The sequence below is a fragment of the Curtobacterium sp. MCBD17_040 genome (assembly GCF_003234805.2).
Taxonomy (GTDB): Bacteria; Actinomycetota; Actinomycetes; order Actinomycetales; family Microbacteriaceae; genus Curtobacterium.
On the sequence record NZ_CP126274.1, the window covers coordinates 535,855 to 554,844 of the forward strand.

The 18,990-nt window shown below is 66.7% G+C and carries 16 protein-coding genes; 13 read left to right on the plus strand and 3 right to left on the minus strand.

Annotated features, from left to right (window positions below; genetic code table 11):
- Positions 1-601 precede the first annotated feature (601 nt).
- From DEI94_RS19350 to DEI94_RS19810, 3 genes are all read left to right on the plus strand, one after another.
- The gene (locus tag DEI94_RS19350) at positions 602-1,633 is read left to right on the plus strand and encodes a type IV toxin-antitoxin system AbiEi family antitoxin domain-containing protein (protein WP_111025206.1); all 1,032 of its coding nucleotides are present in this window, start codon (positions 602-604) and stop codon (positions 1,631-1,633) included.
- Entirely contained in the window at positions 1,623-2,540 is a 918-nt protein-coding gene (locus DEI94_RS19355) for a nucleotidyl transferase AbiEii/AbiGii toxin family protein (RefSeq protein ID WP_111025207.1), read from the plus strand. Before DEI94_RS19350 ends, DEI94_RS19355 begins: the two co-directional genes overlap by 11 nt.
- Before the next feature lie 142 nt (positions 2,541-2,682).
- Positions 2,683-3,645 carry a zinc-ribbon domain-containing protein gene (locus DEI94_RS19810; RefSeq protein ID WP_111025209.1) on the plus strand — a complete coding sequence of 321 codons (963 nt, stop codon included), beginning with the start codon at positions 2,683-2,685 and terminating at the stop codon, positions 3,643-3,645.
- Positions 3,646-3,653: 8 nt separating this feature from the next.
- On the opposite strand, the gene DEI94_RS19360 is transcribed toward DEI94_RS19810, so the two are convergent.
- Entirely contained in the window at positions 3,654-4,238 is a 585-nt protein-coding gene (locus DEI94_RS19360) for a hypothetical protein (protein WP_146249367.1), read from the minus strand.
- Positions 4,239-4,539: 301 nt separating this feature from the next.
- On the opposite strand from DEI94_RS19360, the gene DEI94_RS19365 reads away from it, so the two are divergent.
- The 3 genes from DEI94_RS19365 to DEI94_RS19375 are packed head-to-tail and all read left to right on the plus strand — an operon-like array spanning position 4,540 to position 8,613.
- Entirely contained in the window at positions 4,540-4,884 is a 345-nt protein-coding gene (locus tag DEI94_RS19365) for a hypothetical protein (protein ID WP_111025213.1), read from the plus strand.
- 55 nt (positions 4,885-4,939) lie between these two features.
- Positions 4,940-5,395, plus strand: coding sequence for a hypothetical protein (locus tag DEI94_RS19370; protein ID WP_111025215.1), 456 nt, complete (start codon positions 4,940-4,942; stop codon positions 5,393-5,395).
- On the plus strand, positions 5,392-8,613 hold the full coding sequence (locus DEI94_RS19375) for a TrbL/VirB6 family protein (protein WP_111025217.1): 3,222 nt from the start codon (positions 5,392-5,394) through the stop codon (positions 8,611-8,613). The genes DEI94_RS19370 and DEI94_RS19375 overlap by 4 nt, the downstream gene beginning before the upstream one ends.
- Before the next feature lie 37 nt (positions 8,614-8,650).
- On the opposite strand, the gene DEI94_RS19380 is transcribed toward DEI94_RS19375, so the two are convergent.
- Together DEI94_RS19380 and DEI94_RS19385 are read right to left on the minus strand one after the other, a co-directional pair.
- Positions 8,651-9,106: a hypothetical protein gene (locus DEI94_RS19380; protein ID WP_111025219.1), complete on the minus strand. Its 456-nt coding sequence runs from the start codon at positions 9,104-9,106 to the stop codon at positions 8,651-8,653.
- Positions 9,107-9,269: 163 nt separating this feature from the next.
- Positions 9,270-9,626, minus strand: coding sequence for a histone-like nucleoid-structuring protein Lsr2 (locus tag DEI94_RS19385; RefSeq protein ID WP_111025221.1), 357 nt, complete (start codon positions 9,624-9,626; stop codon positions 9,270-9,272).
- Positions 9,627-9,760: 134 nt separating this feature from the next.
- Here DEI94_RS19385 and DEI94_RS19390 point away from each other — a divergent pair, with 134 nt between their 5' ends.
- The 7 genes from DEI94_RS19390 (at position 9,761) to DEI94_RS19420 (ending at position 18,941) form a co-directional block, all read left to right on the plus strand.
- A complete protein-coding gene (locus DEI94_RS19390) occupies positions 9,761-10,384 on the plus strand; it encodes a hypothetical protein (protein WP_146249368.1) in 624 nt (207 codons plus the stop codon).
- A gap of 107 nt (positions 10,385-10,491) precedes the next feature.
- The gene (locus DEI94_RS19395; protein WP_111025224.1) at positions 10,492-10,809 is read left to right on the plus strand and encodes a hypothetical protein; all 318 of its coding nucleotides are present in this window, start codon (positions 10,492-10,494) and stop codon (positions 10,807-10,809) included.
- A gap of 304 nt (positions 10,810-11,113) precedes the next feature.
- Positions 11,114-13,423 carry an FUSC family protein gene (locus tag DEI94_RS19400; RefSeq protein ID WP_146249369.1) on the plus strand — a complete coding sequence of 770 codons (2,310 nt, stop codon included), beginning with the start codon at positions 11,114-11,116 and terminating at the stop codon, positions 13,421-13,423.
- Positions 13,424-13,696: 273 nt separating this feature from the next.
- Positions 13,697-15,667 (plus strand): glycoside hydrolase family 127 protein, encoded by a 1,971-nt coding sequence (locus DEI94_RS19405; RefSeq protein WP_111025228.1) that lies wholly within the window; start codon positions 13,697-13,699, stop codon positions 15,665-15,667.
- Positions 15,668-15,723: 56 nt separating this feature from the next.
- Positions 15,724-16,992, plus strand: a complete 1,269-nt coding sequence (locus tag DEI94_RS19410; protein ID WP_111025230.1) for an ABC transporter substrate-binding protein — start codon at positions 15,724-15,726, stop codon at positions 16,990-16,992.
- A 4-nt stretch (positions 16,993-16,996) separates the two neighbouring features.
- Complete coding sequence (locus DEI94_RS19415; RefSeq protein ID WP_111025232.1) at positions 16,997-17,935, plus strand: carbohydrate ABC transporter permease; 939 nt, start codon at positions 16,997-16,999, stop codon at positions 17,933-17,935.
- On the plus strand, positions 17,928-18,941 hold the full coding sequence (locus DEI94_RS19420) for a carbohydrate ABC transporter permease (protein WP_111025234.1): 1,014 nt from the start codon (positions 17,928-17,930) through the stop codon (positions 18,939-18,941). The genes DEI94_RS19415 and DEI94_RS19420 overlap by 8 nt, the downstream gene beginning before the upstream one ends.
- Positions 18,942-18,990 lie beyond the last annotated feature (49 nt).

The window sequence follows — 18,990 nt, forward strand, 5'->3', positions numbered from 1 at the left end:
TGCGCCGGATGACGTCGAAGCGGAACGCCGAACGTCGAGCTGCTCGTTATACCTACCGAGTCGTCTGGTCGGACGAGGACAACGCGTACGTCTGCACCATCGCAGAGTTCCCGTCCCTGTCATGGACAGACCACGACCAGGCCCAAGCTCTCGCGCGTGCCCGCTCCCTCGTCGCCGACATGCTGCAGGACATGGAAGCCGCAGGAGACACGGCACCGGAACCGCACTGAGGAGGCAGCAGCGCAGGCCCATGGGGCACGGGCGCACACCGACCGGCGTACGGCCAGGTGATTACGCGGTCGTGGGTGGTCAGCACCGAAAAAGACGGCCTCGATGGGTGGTTAGCACTGTAAAAGCTACGTGATTGGATGGTTAGCACCGAAAAAGACGGCCTCGATGGGTGGTTAGCAAGGAAAAGCGACCACCAGCGTCCCCCGTCGCGCGTCACCTCGGAACCGACGCGCACCGTTGCGCTGGCGGTCCGATGCGGCTGTACTGCCACAGGGCGAGGTCAGGCGTTCGCACAGTCCGCAGCTGTGCGCCAGGGTGGCGAGCCCGGGCGTACGCTGCATTCGTTGCATCCGGGTGATACAATCGAAGCATGCGAGCGAAGCAATTGGAGGCAGCGGTCTCCAATTTGACTGCCGAGCAGTGGGGGCTCCTCACCGCTCGGCAAGCAGCCAACTGCGGAATCTCGCGCGTTGAACTCACCCGGCTCACTCAGGCGGGACGCCTCGAACGACTCAGCCAAGGCGTGTACCGGCTCACCGGCACGCCCGCTTCAGCGTTCGACGACCTTCATGCCGCTTGGCTTGCTGCCGAACCGGGAACGCCAGCATCCGCCCGCAGCAACACAGACGTCATCGCCGGAGGAGCAACGGCAGCCTGGCTCCATCGAATTGGTGACCTCCAACCGAGCCCGTACACCTTCTTCAGCAACCGGCGGCGACAGACGAAACGCGACGACGTTCGTTTCCGTCAGCGTGACGTGGACCCCATCGACGTCACCACAGTCGAGGGGATTCCGACCACCACGGTCACCCGCACACTCGCCGACCTCGTCCTCGACCACGAAGACGACTCGCTCACCGCAGACGTCCTTCGAGACGCCGTCACCCAAGGCAAGGAACCCGACCGGGAACGTCTCGCCTACCTCCTCGCACCCGTTGCATCACGCCGAGGGCTTCCCGAAAACGACGGCGCTGCGGTCTACGCGCAAATGGAGGAGCGAGCAGGCACCGACGCCAGCGGGCGCCTGACGACACTGATCAGCAAGGGGGTCGTCCCTCCGATACTCGACCCAGCAACGAAGGCGTACCTCGACACCTACCTCAAAGAGCAACTCGCGCCAATCCACGAGCTTGCCGCCAAGTTTCACCTCTCGGACCAGGCAACCAATCTGCTCGCCAACCTCACGATCATGATTCCGGACCTGGGAGCGATTGCCGCCGCAGCCGTCCCGCACGCGCAGCTCAACGCACTCGCAAAGGCTGCGATACCTCACGCTCAGTTGGCGGCGATCGCCGCCCGGGCGGTGTCGCCGGGCGTCATCGACGCAGTCCGGGAGATTCCCGCAGCCACCCTGCGTAAGTCGTCCAGCAACGACGACCAGAACAGTTCTGATGACGATTGAACCGTACAGCGAGCCCGCCGGTGTTCGCGCCGCGATCAGGACAGCGGCCCAGATCCGAGCGAAACAAACCGGCGAGAGCGTAGCCTCGCTCACCTCCGCTGCATACTTCGACCGCTTCCTCTCCCGCGTCTTCGAACCCGAAGACAGCCCCTTCGTGGTCATTGGAGGGATGTCCATGCTCGCCCGATTCTCTGGAGCGCGAACTACCACGGACATCGACCTCGACCAAGCAGACGGTGCCATCGAACACGCCGTAGCCGACCTCATCAGCAGAGCCGAAGCGGACCTCGGGGATCACTTCCGCTTTGTGCACGAAGCAACCGACTACGCTACAGACGCCGATCAGCGGGATGACCTCCAGGCGGCGAAGGTGCGATTCCAGATATATCTGGGAGTGACATCGCACGGCACGGTCAGCGTCGACCTCGGCGTCCGCAAGCGACCAGCGCTGCCTGTCACACCATGGACACCTGAATTCCGCCTTCCCCTACCTCGGCTGCAGACACGGTCCTATGCGATCCTCGCGCTCGAGGACCAAATCGCCGACAAGCTCGCAGCGATGCACGACACGTATGGCGACGGGCAGCCGTCCTCGAGAACCAAAGACCTCGTGGACCTCGCAGTGATCGCACTTCAAGGCTCGCCCGACGCCGTCAGGCTCCGAACCGCCATCGTCACCGAGTTCAGCCGACGCGGCATCCCGCTACCGCAGACCGTGCGCATCCCAGGAGGATGGACCGCGACGTACAGCAAGCTCAGCCGAGACGTAACGCCGCTCCAGAACCATCGGCGACTCGACCAGGGCGTCGACGTCGTCCGAACCCTCATCGACCCCGTCCTAGCCGACGCGGCCGTCGGAGCATGGAACCCCGCCCTGCAGCAGTGGATGCCCGGCAGCCCCACCTGAACGGCTCGCCGCGAATGAGCGTGAGCGAAACAGGGACGTCCCGATGTCGCCCCCACCCGCAGTCGCGGGCCACCGAGCCGTCAAGGTAACAACTCCATAACGGGCCGCAGCTAGCAGCAGATCTCCGCGCATAGAGATCCTGATGCCCAGCAAGCCGAACACAGGATGCAGCCGCGCCGACGTCGTCACGACCCACCCGCACATCCTCGCCGAGTGGGACAACACCGCCAACCGGCACCTCCGCCCCCTCGAACTCACCGCGCAGAGCGACGACGTCGCCAGCTGGCACTGCCCCAACGGCCACAGCTACACCGCCACCATCGCCGACCGATGCCTCCGAGGCGTCGGATGTCCGAAGTGTGAGGAGGTGGGGGAGGGGGCGGCCGCCGGCCGGCCGAGCGAAGGCAAGGGAAGCCGCGGACCCCGACGACCCCGCCCGGGACGCTCCCTCGCCGAACTGCACCCCGACCTCGCTGCGCAGTGGCACCCCACCAAGAACGGCGACCTCACACCGGCAGACGTTGGCGCCAGCGCGCAAATCGAAGTGTGGTGGGCCGCGAGCTGCGCGCACGGCGACTGGAAGCAGCTGGTAGCCAAACGAGCAGAGGGCCAGGGCTGCCGCGACTGTGGACGGGCGCGGGCCGGGGCGGCACGTAGACGCCCAAAGTCAGGTCAATCTCTCGCCGACCTCTACCCAGAAGTTGCCGCCTTGTGGGACCCCAGCAAGAACGGCGAACTCAAGCCCAGCGACGTAGCCGCGAACGCTAGTGCGGCGGTGTGGTGGCGCGCGGACGACTGCGAGTATGACCACTCCTGGCAAGCCATCGTAAGCAACAAGGTCCGGTCCAGCGGCACATGCGTGTTCTGCTCCAATCAGCGCGTTCTCCGTGGTTTTAATGACCTGGCTACGACACAGCCGCACCTCCTCGCAGAGTGGGACTACGAGGCAAACGGCGACCTGCTGCCGGTCCATCTAGTGGCGGGAAGTCAGACACCGGTCCATTGGGTCTGCAGCGAACGAACACCTCGACGGGAACACCGCCGCCGTGGCCTAACGGCAACCGCCCCGCCGCGGCACGAAGCCGAGACGGGGCGGATGACCTGAGGGAGGGGCTACTTCAGCTCGCTCGAGAGGTTCACCTTCCCGGACACCGGGTTGCCGCCAGTCTTCGAGGTATCGACCGTGACGAGTGCTTCACCGTTCGAGAGTGCGGACTTCTGGATCATCCCGCACCCAAACGCCGCGGATCCCTTCTTGATGACGATCCCTTCACCACTGGCGGTGCCATCGTGGGCGAGCTCTGCCTGGTTCAAAGCGATGGTGCCGTAGGCCCCGAGCGGCTTGCATACCGACGGTAGCTTCGACGCCTGCATGTCATCGCTCGGCGCGGATTCGTGAGACACGACCTTCTGCGGGGCGAGTACGACGAGTTCGTTGAAGTTGATGTCGTCGCTGTACTTGTTCGTGACACGCACGACGAGCCCGTGGGTGCCAGCCTTGATATCCGCATGCGGGACGAAGCTATCGTTGACTGCCACGTCCACCGAGATGTACTTCGCGGTGGCCGCGGGAATGTGGACCGACTCCCATGCCGCGGTGTTCGAGGGTGAGCCGGCGCTGGCTGTCGAGCAGCCCGCAAGGGCGACGACCGCGCCTGCGGTCACAACAGCGCCGAGCAGCATCCTTGCGGTGCGCATGGTTGTCCTCCGGATTTCGATGCCCGCAATACGGGCTTTCCCCCTCTATGCGCGGATGTCGCGCGGACGCGGCTCCAGGCCTCGTCGCTCAAGCCTACGGCCCTGCCCGGAGTCGGTCTGACGCTCGAACCACCCCTGTTCGGGGGTGAGACATGAGGCGCGAGGTGCGCTCGTCCCGTGTCGCACTTTTGCCGCACACATGCAGGACAGAACGAGACATGAGGTCAAGCGAACCACCCGCGTTTTCGCCGCATGTCCCGAGTCGGAGCCCACAACTCCTCCCATCGAAAGGTGCCCCGTCATGCTGCACACCACCGACGTTCCGACCACCACCCTGGCCGCAGGCAGCGTCAACCTCTCCGGTAGCTGGAGCACGCTGTGGGGAGCGATCTCCTCCGCGACCGGCTGGTCTCACGTCCAGACCTTCCTCTCGGTCATCGGAGTCGTCATCATCATCGGCTCGATCGCCGTGTACCTCTTCGAGCGCCGTCGTGGCGGAGGCGGCCGCCACATGAACATCCTCTGGGCCGGCCTCTTCGGCGCGCTTCTGGCGGCGCCGTCCCTGATCATTCCCACAGCATTGAGCCTCATCGACTTCGTCATCGGCGTGCTCGTCAACAGCGTCGGTTCGCTGGCGGGTCACTAGACCCGGACGCGGCTTCGCTCCTGCGTAGCCACTACGCAGGAAGGAGAGGTTCACCGTGCAGCCAGTCGTATTCACGTTGACCGAGCTCACGGGGCGCAGCAAGAACGCTGGTCGAACCATGATCATCAGCGGGCTCGAAGTCGGACGACGGACGCTCATCGTTCTGTCTGGAAGTGTCGTCGCTTCGGCCTTGCCAACGATGATCGCCTTCCCATTCATCCACATGTGGGCGCTGGTCACCATCCCCCCGGTCATCATCGCCGCCGTCTTCTTTCTGATTGAGGCCCGAACGCGACAGGGGCTCCAGGTCCGTCGCTACCGGGCATATTTCGACAAGAAGCAGGTCAGCGAAGACACCTTCTATATGTGCTTCCAACCCATCGCCGAGGCCGTCGGTTTTGGCCGCATTGTTCAGAGCGCAGAGGAAGCGGGGGCTCGCACGACGGAGCGTTCCGCAGCTGTGTTTACCCAGTCGCGACGACAGACGAGCGGAAAGCAGCCCACCGGATGAAGACCTGGACCAAGCTCATGGTGGGCGCAGCTATGGTGGCTGGCTTGGCGGTGGCGGGACCTGCAGTCGCCGCCCAGGCGGCTACGGACCTGCCACCCGGTTCCGCTCAGTCCGCCGGCAACTCCCCGCTTGCGGGTACTGACGCCAGCGCCCCCAACACCAAGTCGAAGCCCACCGACCTGAACTCCTACACCGACATCAAGTGCACGGCAACGATGCCGTGCCTTCCGTACCAACGGTGGCAAGGCGCGACACAGCAGTTCCACGGGCGCTTTGATGGGTGGCTTGGCACGGCCAACATCCTTTACTCGGTGCAGGAAAGCTCCGCCACCACGTTGATCACGGTCGGGAACTGGTTTTTCAGCATGGCGGGCGCGTTGCTTTCGTTCGCCTCGAGTATGTCCGTCCTCAAGTCGGCGGGCTTGAACATCGACTCAGCGTTCGCGGCATTGGGTGGCGTGTTCCTCAACTCCCCGATCATCGCCGCGGTCGGGGTACTGGCGTTGGGAACGCTTCTCTTCGGCTACATGCGCGGCCGGCCGCCGCTCCGCCGGCTCGCTTCCACTGTCCTCATCATCGGGCTCCTGTCTGCGATGGTCGCGGGAGCGAGTGCTGACTCCACAAAGCTCACAGAGTCCAAGGGAACTGCGAGCGGGTGTTCTACCGTGAAGGGCTTCGGGGTGCTCTCTCCGGGCTGGATCGCGAACTTCACCGACCAAGGCGTCTGCATCATCTCCAACTCCTTCTCCTCGACCCTCTCGTCGGCCGTGCAGAAGCTCGAAAAGTCCCAAGGAGTCGGCGATTACGCAGACCAGGGGCGATGCGCAACGTACGTCGAGCGCCTCAACGCACTCGCGACGAACCCCAAGAACTACTCGGCCAAGAGCCAGGCAGAAGGACTCGTTCCTTCTCAGACGGAAGTCGAGCTAAACGACATGTGGGAGTCCTCCGGCCTCGCCGCCTGGGGACAGGCGCAGTTCGGCTCGACACCCATGAAGACTGACGGCTCTCAGGAGACCGAAGGAGCGAACGTCTGGTGCCACCTGCTTGATGTGAACGCAAACGCGTCGGCGAATCAACAGATCGTCCTTACCTTCGGGACGAAGGCTGCGGCCGACAAGCTCAACGCCGACAACATCGACTCCGCCATGTGGGGCAACAACACCAACAACAGCGACCTGGACGAAGCCCTCGTGGGCTGGGCCGCCTGCACCCCCGGCCCAGAGTGGACCGTCGCCGGCGGGTTCGAGTCCGCTTCCTCGGGAAACGAGATCAGCCGGGCCACCTGCACAGCACTCTTTTCCAATTTCGACGACACCCCGCCGCAGCTTGACTTCCCCGGCGCTTCCAGCGGGATCGTTGCGGACTTCAACAAGAGCTCCGCCGCAGCGGACCACCCCGCCGTCGTGTCTTTCCTCGAGAACCTGCATGGAAACAACCTCGCGTCTAACGGCCTCGGGGTCCTGTTCGCCTACGTGCTTGGTGCCATAGGCTGCATCATCGTTTTCGGCCTCATCGCCGTCGTCGTGATTCTCGCGAAGGTCGCCACCTGCATTTCCCTCGTATCCCTTCTGGGGGTCCTCATCATGACCCTCCTCAAGGGAACGGGATGGGATCCCATCCTCAAGTTCTCGAAGCAGTACGTCGGGTTTGCGGTGCTCTCGCTCAGCATGAACCTGCTCCTCGACCTCGTGAGCCTCATCTCCCTCGTGATTCAGGCGGCGGGCAACGGCGCTTTCGGGCCCGGCTCATTCCTCGGTCTGCTCTGGACGGGTATGTCACCAGTCATTGCCGCCGTGGCTCTGCACCTCATGTTCAAGAAGCAGTTGGGTGTCAGCCCCCTGACCCCATCGGGGGCCCTGGCGTGGGGCTCCATGGCAGGCGGCGTCGGGGCGGTTGCAGGCGCTGGCCTCGTCAACCGCATCGCCGGGGCTGGCCGCACTGCAGGCGGCAGGATGACGAGCGCGGCGACGACCATCAAGAGCGGTGCCGTCTCAGCTGGCATCGGCGCTGCCGGTGTTGGCGGGGCGGTGGCGGCGAAGGGCCGCGCGGGACGCATGGCGCCTATCGGTTCCACGCCGGGCAAGGGTGCCGGTACGGAGAGTGCTTGGGCTGCCAGTGCTGCAGGCGGCAAGGGCGCTGCGGGCGCGCAGACGCGCGGCCAGCGTGTGGCTACTTCGTTCCGGGACGGGGCCCGTGCCTTCGGGGCTGGGGTGAAGGCTGCTCCGGGCGCGGTGAGCGCCGGTGCGAAGGCTGCGTGGTTTGGGTCCATGCAGGCGGCGCGGTCGGTCCCGGGTGCGCTGAAGTCGGGTCGCGATGGGCTGGGTAAGGCGTTCACCGCGACGTACGCCGCGGTGAAGGATCCCCGTCGGGCCGGCGCGTCGATGAAGTCGTTCGCGACTGCCAAGGGGAAGGCGTTGCAGGACCGGGCGAGGTCTGCCGTTGGCGCTGGGTGGGGCAACGTGAGGAGTGGTGAATGGTGGACGGAGCAGGCGAAGCTCAGCGTGAGGGCGGCAGCGCGGACCGGTCAGTTCGGCGTGAAGGCGTCCGGTGCGTCCTTCCGTGGGACTGTCACTGCTGCTAAGGCGACCGGTGCGGGCGTGGCTGCTGTCCACCATGCGACTGCCGGTGCTCGTCGAGTTGCGGGTCGGGCGGCGCTCGGCGCCGCTGGCGGGGTCCTGATGGGCGATGTGGCCGCTGCCGCGAAGGGTGCTGCTTTCGGGGCGCACGCGGGGCACAAGGTGAACATGGCCAAGCGTGGCCAGGCGCGCGCCGCGGCGTCCGAGGCGGTTGTCACTGGCCTCTCTGAGTGGCGGGAGGACCAGCTGAAGCCGGCGCGGGAGAACCTCGCGGTGCTGCAGCAGAGGCAGGTGCGTGCGCAGCAGGACTTCGACATGGCCCGGGCTCGGCTCGATTCGATGCAGCACAGCAAGCGCAGCGCGGAGAGAAATGAAGCGATGAACGCCTTCCGGAAGGCTGAGTCGGCGCTTGGGAACGCGACTGAGCAGTTCCGAGGCGCGCAGGATGCGTTCACTGCCCACGAGCGGGACACGGATGCCGAGTTCCAGCGCAGGGAGTCCTGGGTCACGAACAACCCCAAGAAGAAGAATGTCCCGTGGCGCGACGGTAACGACCCCGTAGGGTCGAGCGGAGATGCGCCTGCAGGCGCGAAGGCTGCACCGTCGGGGACGGCGGGCGAGTCTGAGTCGCTGCGCTGACGAGCTGAGAGGGGAGGCGGGTGATCGCCTCCCCTCTTCAGTCGTCCCAGCGCTTGTAGTTTTTCAGCTCGTTGTCCGGGATGCCTCGGCGGATGTACATGACTGGTGAGGTCCAGAAGGTTCGACCGACCGTGGCGGTCACCAGGAAGTCATCCTTCTTGTTGACGCTCTCCTTGCGGGCGACTTCGTCGCACAAGCTGATGATGAACCCGAGGTCGTAGACGGCGTCGCCTTCCATCAGGTCCTTCCGGGTGACGATACCGAAGCCGAAGCCGCCGCGCTTGAAGGAGGGGGTGACGTTGAACGCCGCCTCGTAGTCGTGCTTCTTGGGGTTGTAGTCGACGGTGTACTGCTCTACGGGGAGCTTCCAGAACTGCTTGCCCTCGGGGGTGATCCAGTCGGAGTGCCCGAGCCGGGAGATGCGGGTGTAGGTGACTCCGTTGTCGCCGGTGACCCGGGCGCCAAGGTGCAGGAGAGAGTTCTTGACGCTCACGGTGGTGTCCTTCCGGCGGGTGGTGGTTGCTGTCGCTGCTGTTATGCGCGGAGGGTTCCGGTTTGGTGCGGTTCCCGCTTGGTCACCGTATCGCCGCACAAGACGAACGCCCGGCCGGTTCAGTTCCCGGTCGGGCGTTCGTGTTGTTGCTGGTACTGACTCGTCAGTGGGCGGCGTCGTAGGCGTCGCGGACGGTCTGGCTGATGCGGCCTCGTTCGGAGACGTTGTGGCCGTTTTCTTTGGCCCAGGTGCGGATGGCGGCGAGTTCGTTCTTGTCGCTGCTGCGGCCGCTGGTGCGGCTGCCTCCGCGGCTGCTGCCGGTGGTGCGGCGGCTGCTGGTTTTGCGTGCTGCGGCGATGTAGTCGGAGAGGGCGTCGCGGAGCTTGTCGACGTTGTTGTCATTGAGGTCGATCTCGTAGTCGGCGCCGTCGAAGCCGAACTGGACGGTGCGTCCCTTCCCGTCTTCGATGGGGGTGTCGTCGAGGTCGTCAACGAGGGTGGTGGTGACCTTCTGAGCCATGTGGGGCTGTCCTTTGCTCTGCGGTTGGTTCGGTCTGCTAACCGTCCGGAACGCTTACCGGAATAACGCCGTCAACGGTACACGGTATTGCGGCTGGTGGGTAACCGATTAGCTGATGGTCGCATAGCTGCGGCGTGTATGAGTTCGCGCCGCAGTATGAGCAGGGTCGCAGGGTGGAGAGTCTTGTTGCGCGTGCGCTTGGGGCAACGCTCGATCAGAAGGGGAGCGTTTCTCGACATGCTGGCGATATGTGGTTCGGACCTACGCCGGTGGAGGTGAAGAACGATGCAGCGTTCGACCGGACGAGCAATATGGCGGTGGAGTTCACGGATGCGTTCCCGGACCGTGCGCACTGCACGGGGGTGGGGAAGTCCGTGACGATGGGGGTGGAGTCGGTGTTCGTTCACGCGCTCGGCAGCAGCGGCGTGTTCGCGGTGTACAACCCGGACGACATGCTCGACCATCTGCATCGTACCGCTGCGACCCGCCCGCGAATTGTCTCTGCGGAGAACCGCGGCTACATCACCTGGTCCGTCCTGTTCCGGAAACCGCTGCTGCGGCCGCCGGCGCCGGTCGTGCTGAGTGATGAAGCGCATCTGCCGGAGACGGTTCGGGCGCTGAAAGCGGGGTGGGTCACGCACACCGCCGCCGACGTTGTGCGGGTCGTTCGGGCGCTGAAACCGGACCTGCCGCGGCTGCAGGTGAAACCGGATGCCACGGCGGAGTGGCTGCCAGCGGAGGGCTTGGCGGCGGCATAGGGGCCCGCCGAGGACTCTGTGCGGCACGTCCTAGTGGGCGTTGCGACCCCTAGCCTTCCGCGCATAAAACCAGTGTCACCGGCTCCCAACATCGAATCGAGACGACCATGACCGACCAGCGCATCATCCTGAACATCGCACTGTCCGAGGTTGAGGCAGGGCTCCTGTGGGAGTCCGCCTGCTCCAACTTCTTCGCCGACCAGCAGGACCGGTTCGAGGTGATGGGCGGCGGAGACGAGACGTTGCTCGCGGAGCCGGACTTCGTCGCAGGGACGTTTTTCTTCGTCGAGTCGATGTCGGACGGGTTCATGTTGCGCGCGTACGAGGAAGCGCGTGGGTTCCGCACGTTGCTGCTGTGGGACCTGGGCCAGCTCGAACGCATCGTCGTCTCCACCCGTCCGTGGCCGGTGCAGGTGCCCGCCTGAGCGACCGCCGGCGGCCCGCTCCCATGGGGCGGGCCGCTTTGCGTGTCGGGTGCTTCCGGCCCGCGGCTCCGCAGCGGACCGTTACCGTCGTCCTCGTGCCGCTCGACTCGGTCCCAGGTCGAGGTCAGCGCCGGTGGCTACGGTGGACCGGCGATAGAAGGAGGCGAGGCCCGCGGTGACGAATGTCCACGGGGCAAGCCGCTCCTCCGGTTCCGGCCGATTGGTACCTGATCATGAGGCCGCTGGGCGGGAGCGCCGCGAACATGAGCGCACACGCTGGGCGCGTGCCTGGGACCGGGTGCTCATGGCGGACATCGGTCTGACGAAGACGCAGCTCGCTCTCCGGACGCTCCTGTGCCTCCCGGCTGGCATCGGCGTCGGCTATCTCATCGCGACAGCGCTTGGACTGCCGCCCATCGTCGGGATGCTCGTCGGAGCGGAGCCGGCGTTCGTCACCTGTCAGCTCATCGCCGATGACACCGCGAAGCGGATCGCGGTCCGGTCCGCGGCGGTGTTCGTGCCGTTCGTGCTCGCGGTGACCGTGAGCATCGCACTGAAGCCGTACCGGTTCGTCGAACTCGCGATCATCGTCGTGCTTCTCTTCGTGCAGTTCTCTCTCCGGGCCTGGCAGCCGTGGGGCCAGGACGCCAGCATGGTGCTGTTCATGGGGTATCTCGTCGGGTTGCTTCTCCCGCTGCCGGCGACGGGGATCCCGTCGGTGGCCGCTGTCGTCGCCGGTTCGCTCGCCGCGACGATCCTCATCCGCTCGGTGCTGTTCCGTCCGGCCCCGTACCGGGCGCTGCGGAGCACCAGGCGTGCGCTCGTTGCGTGGAGCACGTCGGTACTCACCGCTTCCGTCGTCCTGCTCGGTGCTGACGGCGACAGTGAGGTGCGCCGCGCCCGACGTCGGCTGCGCCGCCGGCTCGACCGGCTGCAGGAGGCGGCGCTCACCGCGGACGGGCTCCTCGCCGACCCGGCCAACGCGACCGGCGCTGCGGTCGACCTGCACCGCCTCCTGTTCGACACGCATCAGGCGATGGACGGCCTCGGCCGCAGCGCCGAGGCACTCGTGACCGCCGAAGCGCCCGCCGACGTCCGCCAGGCGGTGCGGCGTGCCTACGCGATGGTGCTCCGCGGCGGGAACACCCGTGGCGACGACGCCGCCCGCATGCTCGTCGTACGGTTCGGTGTCACTCCGTCAGCGCGTCGGGAGGCCGCGAACGCCACGGTCCGACACGTTGTCCACCGTGTCGCCCTGCAGCTCGGTGACCTGTCGTCGCTGGGGCGTCGCTGGCGCCGTTTCCGGGCCGTCACGCCGAAGGACGGCGGGAAGGTGCCGTTCAGCTCAGCCGTCGAGCTTTTCAACGGCCGGCCGAAGGGTGCGCCGCCGGTGCTTGACGACGCGCTCGCGCAGGGCGGGTTCGCCGGGCCGTGGCGGCGGTTCCCGCGGGTCACGGCGCCGGTCCGAGCCGGCATCCAGGCGGCGGTCGCGGTCGCCATCACGGAACCGTTCGCCCTGCTTCTGAGCGGTCAACGGTTCTACTGGGGCGTTGTCGGCGTCATGATCATCATCATCGGCACGAACACGACCCATGAGCGGGTGCGGAAGGCCGTGCAGCGTGTGGTCGGCAACGTCGTCGGCGGCGCCGTCGGCATCGGGCTCGTCGCGCTCCTCGGGACGACGCACCCGCTGCTGTCGATCGTCATCGCATCGTTCGCGCTGGCCATCGGGACGTATGGGTTCGGCGGCGTTTACGCGCTGTGGACGGCTGGACTCATCGTCGTTCTCTGCCAGGTGTACGCATTCTCCGGTGACTTCTCTGACGCACTCATCCCGCTCCGCATCGGCGAGAACCTCATCGGCGCACTCGCGGCTGTCCTCGTCTCGACGCTCGTGCTCCCCGTCACCTCGAACACACTCATCAGGAGCGCTGTCCGCCGTCAGCTCGGGGCTGTCCGCGCGTTCGTGCTCGACGCCGGCGGCGCGTCCGACGACACGTCCACCGACCTTGCATCCCGGTCCCTCGCCGTGGACTCCGCCACCTACCAGCTCGACGCGGTCCTGAAACCGGTCGTGCGGGTGCCGACCGGCGGGCAAGCCAAGCGGGACAGCGTCACCCGGACCACGCTCGAATCCGTCGCAGCGATCGCACGGGAGCTCGCCGGCCGCGGCCCGTTCGACAAGACCTCGGCGCCACCAGCGGCGGTGACCCAGCTGCAGGAAGCGGTCGGCGTGCTCGCATCGTCCATCGACGCGCTGTCCGGTGTCGTCGGAGGTCGTCGCGCGGACCGCTCAGACAGCGCAGCAGAGCGGTGGGTGCGCGCCAGCGGGCTGCTCGACGATGCGGAGGCAAGCCTCGGCGCCGACCGCGGCCACGACCGGTTCCGGGACCGTGTGCACCTGCTCGGACGGATCGACGATGCGCTCGCTGTCCTCGCCGAGACGTTCGGCATGCGCGTCTCCGGAGCGTCCGCGGCATCAGCCGCCCCAACGGAGCGAGCACGACGCTCGGGTCGGCTCGTCGCAGGCAGGCTCGGCTCCCGGCCGTCCGAGCGGCTCATGACCCGTCCCATCGCGGTGCACCGGCGCGGCGACGCCGACCCGGGTCGCTGACGCCACCGTCCGCCGCGCTTCGACCCGCTCTCGCCTCGAGGGCGGGTCGAAGTCGTTTCAGGTGCGCTGCACCGTTGCGGCGGGAGCCGCGTCACGTGGGTCCGCCACTGCGTCACCGGCCGATGGTGCTGACCATCGCGTGGAGGTAGGGGTTCGCGTCGCCGCTTCTGGCGGCATGGAGGATGTCCGCGTCCTGAAGCGCCTCTTGACGCGCGATCGGTAATCGTGGCAACATCTCCGCTGTTACATCGATGTAACACCGAGAGGAGCACCATGCACGCCCGAACGACGACGTCCGAACGTCCGCTCGTCCTCCCCACCGCAGAAGCCGCCCCTGCGACTTTCCGACCCCTGCGGAGCGACGCCGTGCGCATCACCGATGAGTTCTGGACCGCCCGCATGGAAAACAACCGCACCGTGTCCCTACCCGAGGCGTACGACCACCTCGAGGAGTACGGCGGCCTCGCGTACCTGCGCGCCGCGGCGAACGGCGAGGGCGTCCCCACCATCCGACCGCTCAACGACCCGCACGTCGTCAAGATCCTCGACTCGGACGTTTACAAGTGGGTGGAGGCCGTGGCCGAAGAACACATGCGCCAGCCGCTCGACGACAACCTGCTCGCGAAGGCCACGGACACGGTCGACCTCATCGTGCGGGCACAGCAGGCGGACGGCAGCGTCCACTCGTGGACCACGGTGCAGGGCAGCCCCGCGCCGCTCGAGAACTGGCGCGAAGGCCACGAGCTGTACTGCGGAGGCCACCTCGTGCAGACCGCCGTCGCCTGGGCCCGAGCCACGGGCGACGACCGGCTCGTCGACGTCGCGGGGCGGTTCATCGCGTTCGTGCGCGATGCGATCGCGGCCGACCCAGCGATTCTGCCCCTCCACCCGGGTCTCGAGATGGGGCTCGTTGAGCTCTACCGCGAGACCGGAGAGCGCGAGCACCTCGAGCTGGCCAAAGACTTCATCGACCGCCGCGGGCACAACTCGTTTGGCCTGTGGCGGTTCTCCCCGGATCACTTCGCCGACCATCAGCCGCTCCGGGGATCGCAGCACATCCAAGGACACGCGGTGATGGCGTTCTACCTGCTCTGCGGCACGGTCGACGTCGCGGTGGAGACCGGTGACGCCGAACTCCTGGCGGCGGCAGAGCGCCAGTGGGAGGACTTCGTCACGACCAAGATGTACCTGACGGGCGGCGCGGGATCGCGGCAGCACGACGAGGCCTTCGGCGCCCCGTTCGAGCTCAGCCCGGACACCGCCTACGCCGAAACCTGCGCGGCGATCGGCAGTGTCATGCTGTCCTGGCGCCTGCTGCTCGCAACAGGTCGATCCCGGTATGCGGACCTCATCGAGCGCACGCTGTACAACGGCCTGCTGTCCGGCGGTTCACTCGACGGCTCCTGCTACCTATACGTCAACCCGTTGTACGTTCGCGAGCCCGGCCGAATCCTCTCGCCGGACGGCTACGACCACCGCAAGACCTGGTTCGAGTGCGCCTGCTGCCCGCCGAACCTCATGCGGATCATCGCGACCGTCGGTCAGATCACCGCGACCGGCGACGAGCACGGCATTCAGCTCCACCAGCTCGTGACTGGGTCAGTGGAGGACGACCACGGCCGGTCGCTCCGGGTCACCTCGGGCGTCCCGTTCGCAGACGGGGAGGTCCGGTTCGAGGTCGTCGAGACCGGTCCGGAGGCGTGGACTCTCGCGGTACGCGTTCCCGAGTGGACGACAGCGCCGACCTTGACGGTCGGCGGCGGCTCACCTGCTCCAGTCGCTCCCGACGCCGATGGGTACCTCCGCATCGAGCGGACGTGGACCGCGGGTGACACGGTGGTGCTCCGCACCGCGCCTGAGTTCGCCGTCGTGCGAGCGGACCCCCGCATCGACGCCTACCGCGGCGAGCGTGCCGTCGTGCGCGGGCCGATCGTCTACTGCGTCGAGGGCGACGACCTCGACGGCGCAACGATCGACGCCGTGCGGCTACCCGCCGACGTGGACGTCCGCATGGTCGCGTACGACTGGCTCGAGGTGCCCGCCGCGGAGGCCCAGCTCAGCGTCGTGACGCTGCCTCCGGTCGCGGGTAGCCCCTACACGTCGACGTCGGACGCCGACCGGGAGAGCTCGACGAGCCGACGGGCGGTCCCCCTCATCCCCTACTTCGCCTGGGGCAACCGTGGCGCCACCACCATGCGCGTCTGGCTCCCCGAGGAGGCACCGGGAGCGATCCTCCCCGCCTGAGCACGACCGAACACCCCACCAACCCCTGCACGACCCGATTTCAACGGAGAAAAACGGTGAAGACCACGAAGAAGGCGCTGGTCGGCGCGGCACTCGCCGCGACCGCAGCACTCGTCCTGTCCGGCTGCAGCGCGAGCGGCAGCAGCAGCGGCCCGGTCACGGTGACCATGTGGGCGCGCGCCGCGACGAGCCCGATCACGAAGCAACTCGTCAAGGAGTACAACGCGTCGCAGAGCAAGGTGAAGGTGCAGCTGACCGTGCTGCCCCTGAACCAGGAGGACGCCAAGTTCGCAGCCGCGACGAGGTCTGGCAACGTCCCTGACCTGTTCGGCATGAACGACGTCTCCATCCCGCAGTACGCCGCAACAGGCGCGCTCAAGCCCGTGGATGACTTCATGAAGGGGTTGCCGATGAAGAGCGAGCTCAACCCCGGTCAGATGGACCTCGGCAAGGTGAACGGCCAGCAGTATGGTGTCCCGCTCATGCAGGACCTGTCGGTCATGTGGATCAACAAGACGCTGTTCCAGAAGGCGGGCCTCGACCCGTCGAAGGCACCGACCAACGCGAAGGAGATCGAGGCGGACGCGGCGGCGATCACCAAGTTGGGTGGCGGCGTCAAGGGGTTCTCGTTCGGTGGCAACTGCGGTGGCTGCAATGTGTTCGCGATGGCGCCGACGCTGTTCGCCAACGGGCAGAAGCTCGTGTCGGGCAGCACGTCGGACCCGAAGGTCGAGGTCGACGCGACGCCGTTCAAGAACACGCTAACGATGCTCAAGACGATGTGGGACAACGGTGACATGCCCGCGTCCGACCAGACGGAGGACGGCTCGACGTTCGGTCAGGACTTCATCGCGGGCAAGATCGGCATCACGTTCAACGGACTCGGCACGATCCTGTCCGCGAAGCCGAAGGGCTTCGACTATGCCGCGGCGCCGATCCCCGGAGCGACCGGCAGTTACTCGACCTTCTCGGGCGGTGACGAGTTCGTGCTCCCGGCGAAGGGCCAGCACGCCGAGCAGGCCGAGGACTTCGTGAAGTTCGTCCTGCAGAAGAAGCAGCAGCAGATCTACCCGGAGTACGGCTACACGCCCGTCCGGACCGACGCGATGACGTCGAAGCTCAAGGCCGAGAACCCGGCCTTCGCGGTCGCGCTCAAGGCGTCGACGAAGGGCTACGCGCCGAAGACGCCGGCGTTCCAAAGCCTGTTCTCGAACTCCGGGCCATTCGGCCCGATCTTCCAGAAGGCGGTATTCGCCGGTGACATCGCCGGCGCGCTGAAGACCGGGCAGGCAGGGTTCGAGTCGACCGTCAAGAGCGCTGGCTGACCCGATGTCAACCGTCGCCCGCACCGGGCACACCACCGCCGCCGGGCCCAGCGCGATCCGTCGCGCCCGCGCCCGGCGACGGTGGCTCCGGCCCCTCGCGTTCCTCGCCCCGGCGCTCGCCTTGAGCCTCGTGTTCTTCGTCGCACCGCTCGTCTCGGTCGTATACCAGTCGCTCACGAGCGCGCCGCTCATCGGGAACGGGACGTTCGTCGGCGTCACGAACTACGTGTCGTTGCTGACGGACTCGACGTTTCTCGGCGCACTCGGATTCGGCGCAGCGTTCACGGTCATCGCGTCGGTGCTCATCATCGTCGGGGCCTACGGTCTGGCGCTCATCGTGCGGCGGAAGCGTCGGGGGACCGGCGTGCTCCGCGCGATCTACCTGCTGCCGTTCGTCATCGGGCTCTCGACCCTGAGCTACATGGCGTTGCTCGAGTTCCGTCCGCAGTACGGCTCGTTCAACCAGGTCCTCCACTCGGTTGGGCTCGGGAACGGGAACACGGCGTGGTTGCTGCACCCGGGATCAGCCCTCTTCGCGGTGGCGCTCGTGTCGGCCTGGGCGTCCGTCGGCTTCGGGATGATCCTCATCATGAGCTCAATGCAAGCGGTGCCTGAGGAGACGATCGAGGCCGCTCGAGTGGACGGCGCCGGTTGGTTGCAGCGGGAGTGGTTCGTCGTGTTCCCGATGGTCAAGCGCACGGTCGCCCTCGTGTCGATCACGACCGTCGCCGGCAGTCTGCTCGCCTTTACCCAGTTCTTCATCCTGACGCAGGGCGGCCCCGGCACCACGACGTCGACACCGGTGATCATCGCCTACAAGACGGCGATCGCCCAGTTCCACCTCGGGTATGCATCGGCGATCTCGGTCGTGCTGCTCGTCATCATCGCCGTGCTGACGGTGGTGCAGTTCCGGCTGTTCCGTGTGGGAGCGACCGATGAGTAGCGCGGAGACGACCATGCCGACGGACCTGCAGGGCCGACCGAACGGAGTACCTACCGTGACCGACCACGACCGCGCAGACAGGGCTGCCACGGATGCCGTGGCGGGAGCGAGCGGCGCTGCAGCGGGCCGGACCGGCGCGGCGAGCGCGAGCACTGCCTCCCGGTCAGCCCGTCGACGTCCGGTGGCGGCGACGATCTTCTACGCCGTCGCGATCATCGTGGCCGCCGGCATGCTCGCACCGCTCCTGACCGCGCTGCTCCGCTCGCTCCAGCACGGGACGGACGCGATCCAGCCGATCGACTTCGGCATGCTGGCCACAAGCAGTCTCGGCAACTACGCCCAGCTGCTCGGCAGGTCGGGCGACCTCCTGCCGTACGTCGGCAACAGCATCGTCGTGGGCGTCGGCAGCGCGGTCCTCGCGACACTCTGCGGGGCCCTCGCGGGCTACGCGTTCACGCGATATACGTTCCGAGGGTCGAACGTCGTATTCATCTTCTTCCTGTCGATCATCATGGTGCCGTTCCAGGCGGTCGTGATCCCCCTCCTGTCGGTTCTCGACGACCTCCACCTCGCCGACTCGTGGATCGGCTTGATCCTCGTCGACGCGACGTACGCCCTCCCGTTCTGCGTGTTCATCATGCGGAACACGTTCGTCGAGACGCCGCGCGAGCTCGAGGAGGCGGCGCGGGTCGATGGTGCGAACGGGTGGCAGACGCTCGTGCTCGTGCTGCGACCGCTCATTCTGCCGGGCGTCGTCAGCGCCGGCCTGTTCGCGTTCCTGTTCTCGTGGACGGAGTTTCTCGGCGCGGTCACGTTCCTCAGCACGCAGAGCAAGTTCACCCTGCCGGTGCAGCTGCTCAACCTGGAGCTCGGTACCCAGGGCGTCGTGAACTACGGCTTCCTCGAGGCCGGTGCCGTGATCGCCGCCATCCCCTGCGTCGTGCTGTACTTCCTCCTGCAGCGGTACTACGTGGCGGGTCTCGTCGCGGGGTCGGTCAAGGGGTGACGCGCCCGGATCCGAGACCGTACGGAGGTGTCGCATGACGGGGAGGAGC

Bases quoted from the DNA above. Each gene is read 5' to 3' on its own strand.
- DEI94_RS19420 (WP_111025234.1), top strand. From the start codon at position 17,928: ATGAGTAGCGCGGAGACGACCATGCCGACGGACCTGCAGGGCCGACCG.
- DEI94_RS19415 (WP_111025232.1), top strand. From the start codon at position 16,997: ATGTCAACCGTCGCCCGCACCGGGCACACCACCGCCGCCGGGCCCAGC.
- DEI94_RS19355 (WP_111025207.1), top strand. From the start codon at position 1,623: ATGACGATTGAACCGTACAGCGAGCCCGCCGGTGTTCGCGCCGCGATC.
- DEI94_RS19385 (WP_111025221.1), bottom strand. From the start codon at position 9,626: ATGGCTCAGAAGGTCACCACCACCCTCGTTGACGACCTCGACGACACC.
- DEI94_RS19360 (WP_146249367.1), bottom strand. From the start codon at position 4,238: ATGCGCACCGCAAGGATGCTGCTCGGCGCTGTTGTGACCGCAGGCGCG.
- DEI94_RS19405 (WP_111025228.1), top strand. From the start codon at position 13,697: ATGCACGCCCGAACGACGACGTCCGAACGTCCGCTCGTCCTCCCCACC.
- DEI94_RS19375 (WP_111025217.1), top strand. From the start codon at position 5,392: ATGAAGACCTGGACCAAGCTCATGGTGGGCGCAGCTATGGTGGCTGGC.
- DEI94_RS19810 (WP_111025209.1), top strand. From the start codon at position 2,683: ATGCCCAGCAAGCCGAACACAGGATGCAGCCGCGCCGACGTCGTCACG.
- DEI94_RS19395 (WP_111025224.1), top strand. From the start codon at position 10,492: ATGACCGACCAGCGCATCATCCTGAACATCGCACTGTCCGAGGTTGAG.
- DEI94_RS19365 (WP_111025213.1), top strand. From the start codon at position 4,540: ATGCTGCACACCACCGACGTTCCGACCACCACCCTGGCCGCAGGCAGC.
- DEI94_RS19400 (WP_146249369.1), top strand. From the start codon at position 11,114: ATGGCGGACATCGGTCTGACGAAGACGCAGCTCGCTCTCCGGACGCTC.
- DEI94_RS19350 (WP_111025206.1), top strand. From the start codon at position 602: ATGCGAGCGAAGCAATTGGAGGCAGCGGTCTCCAATTTGACTGCCGAG.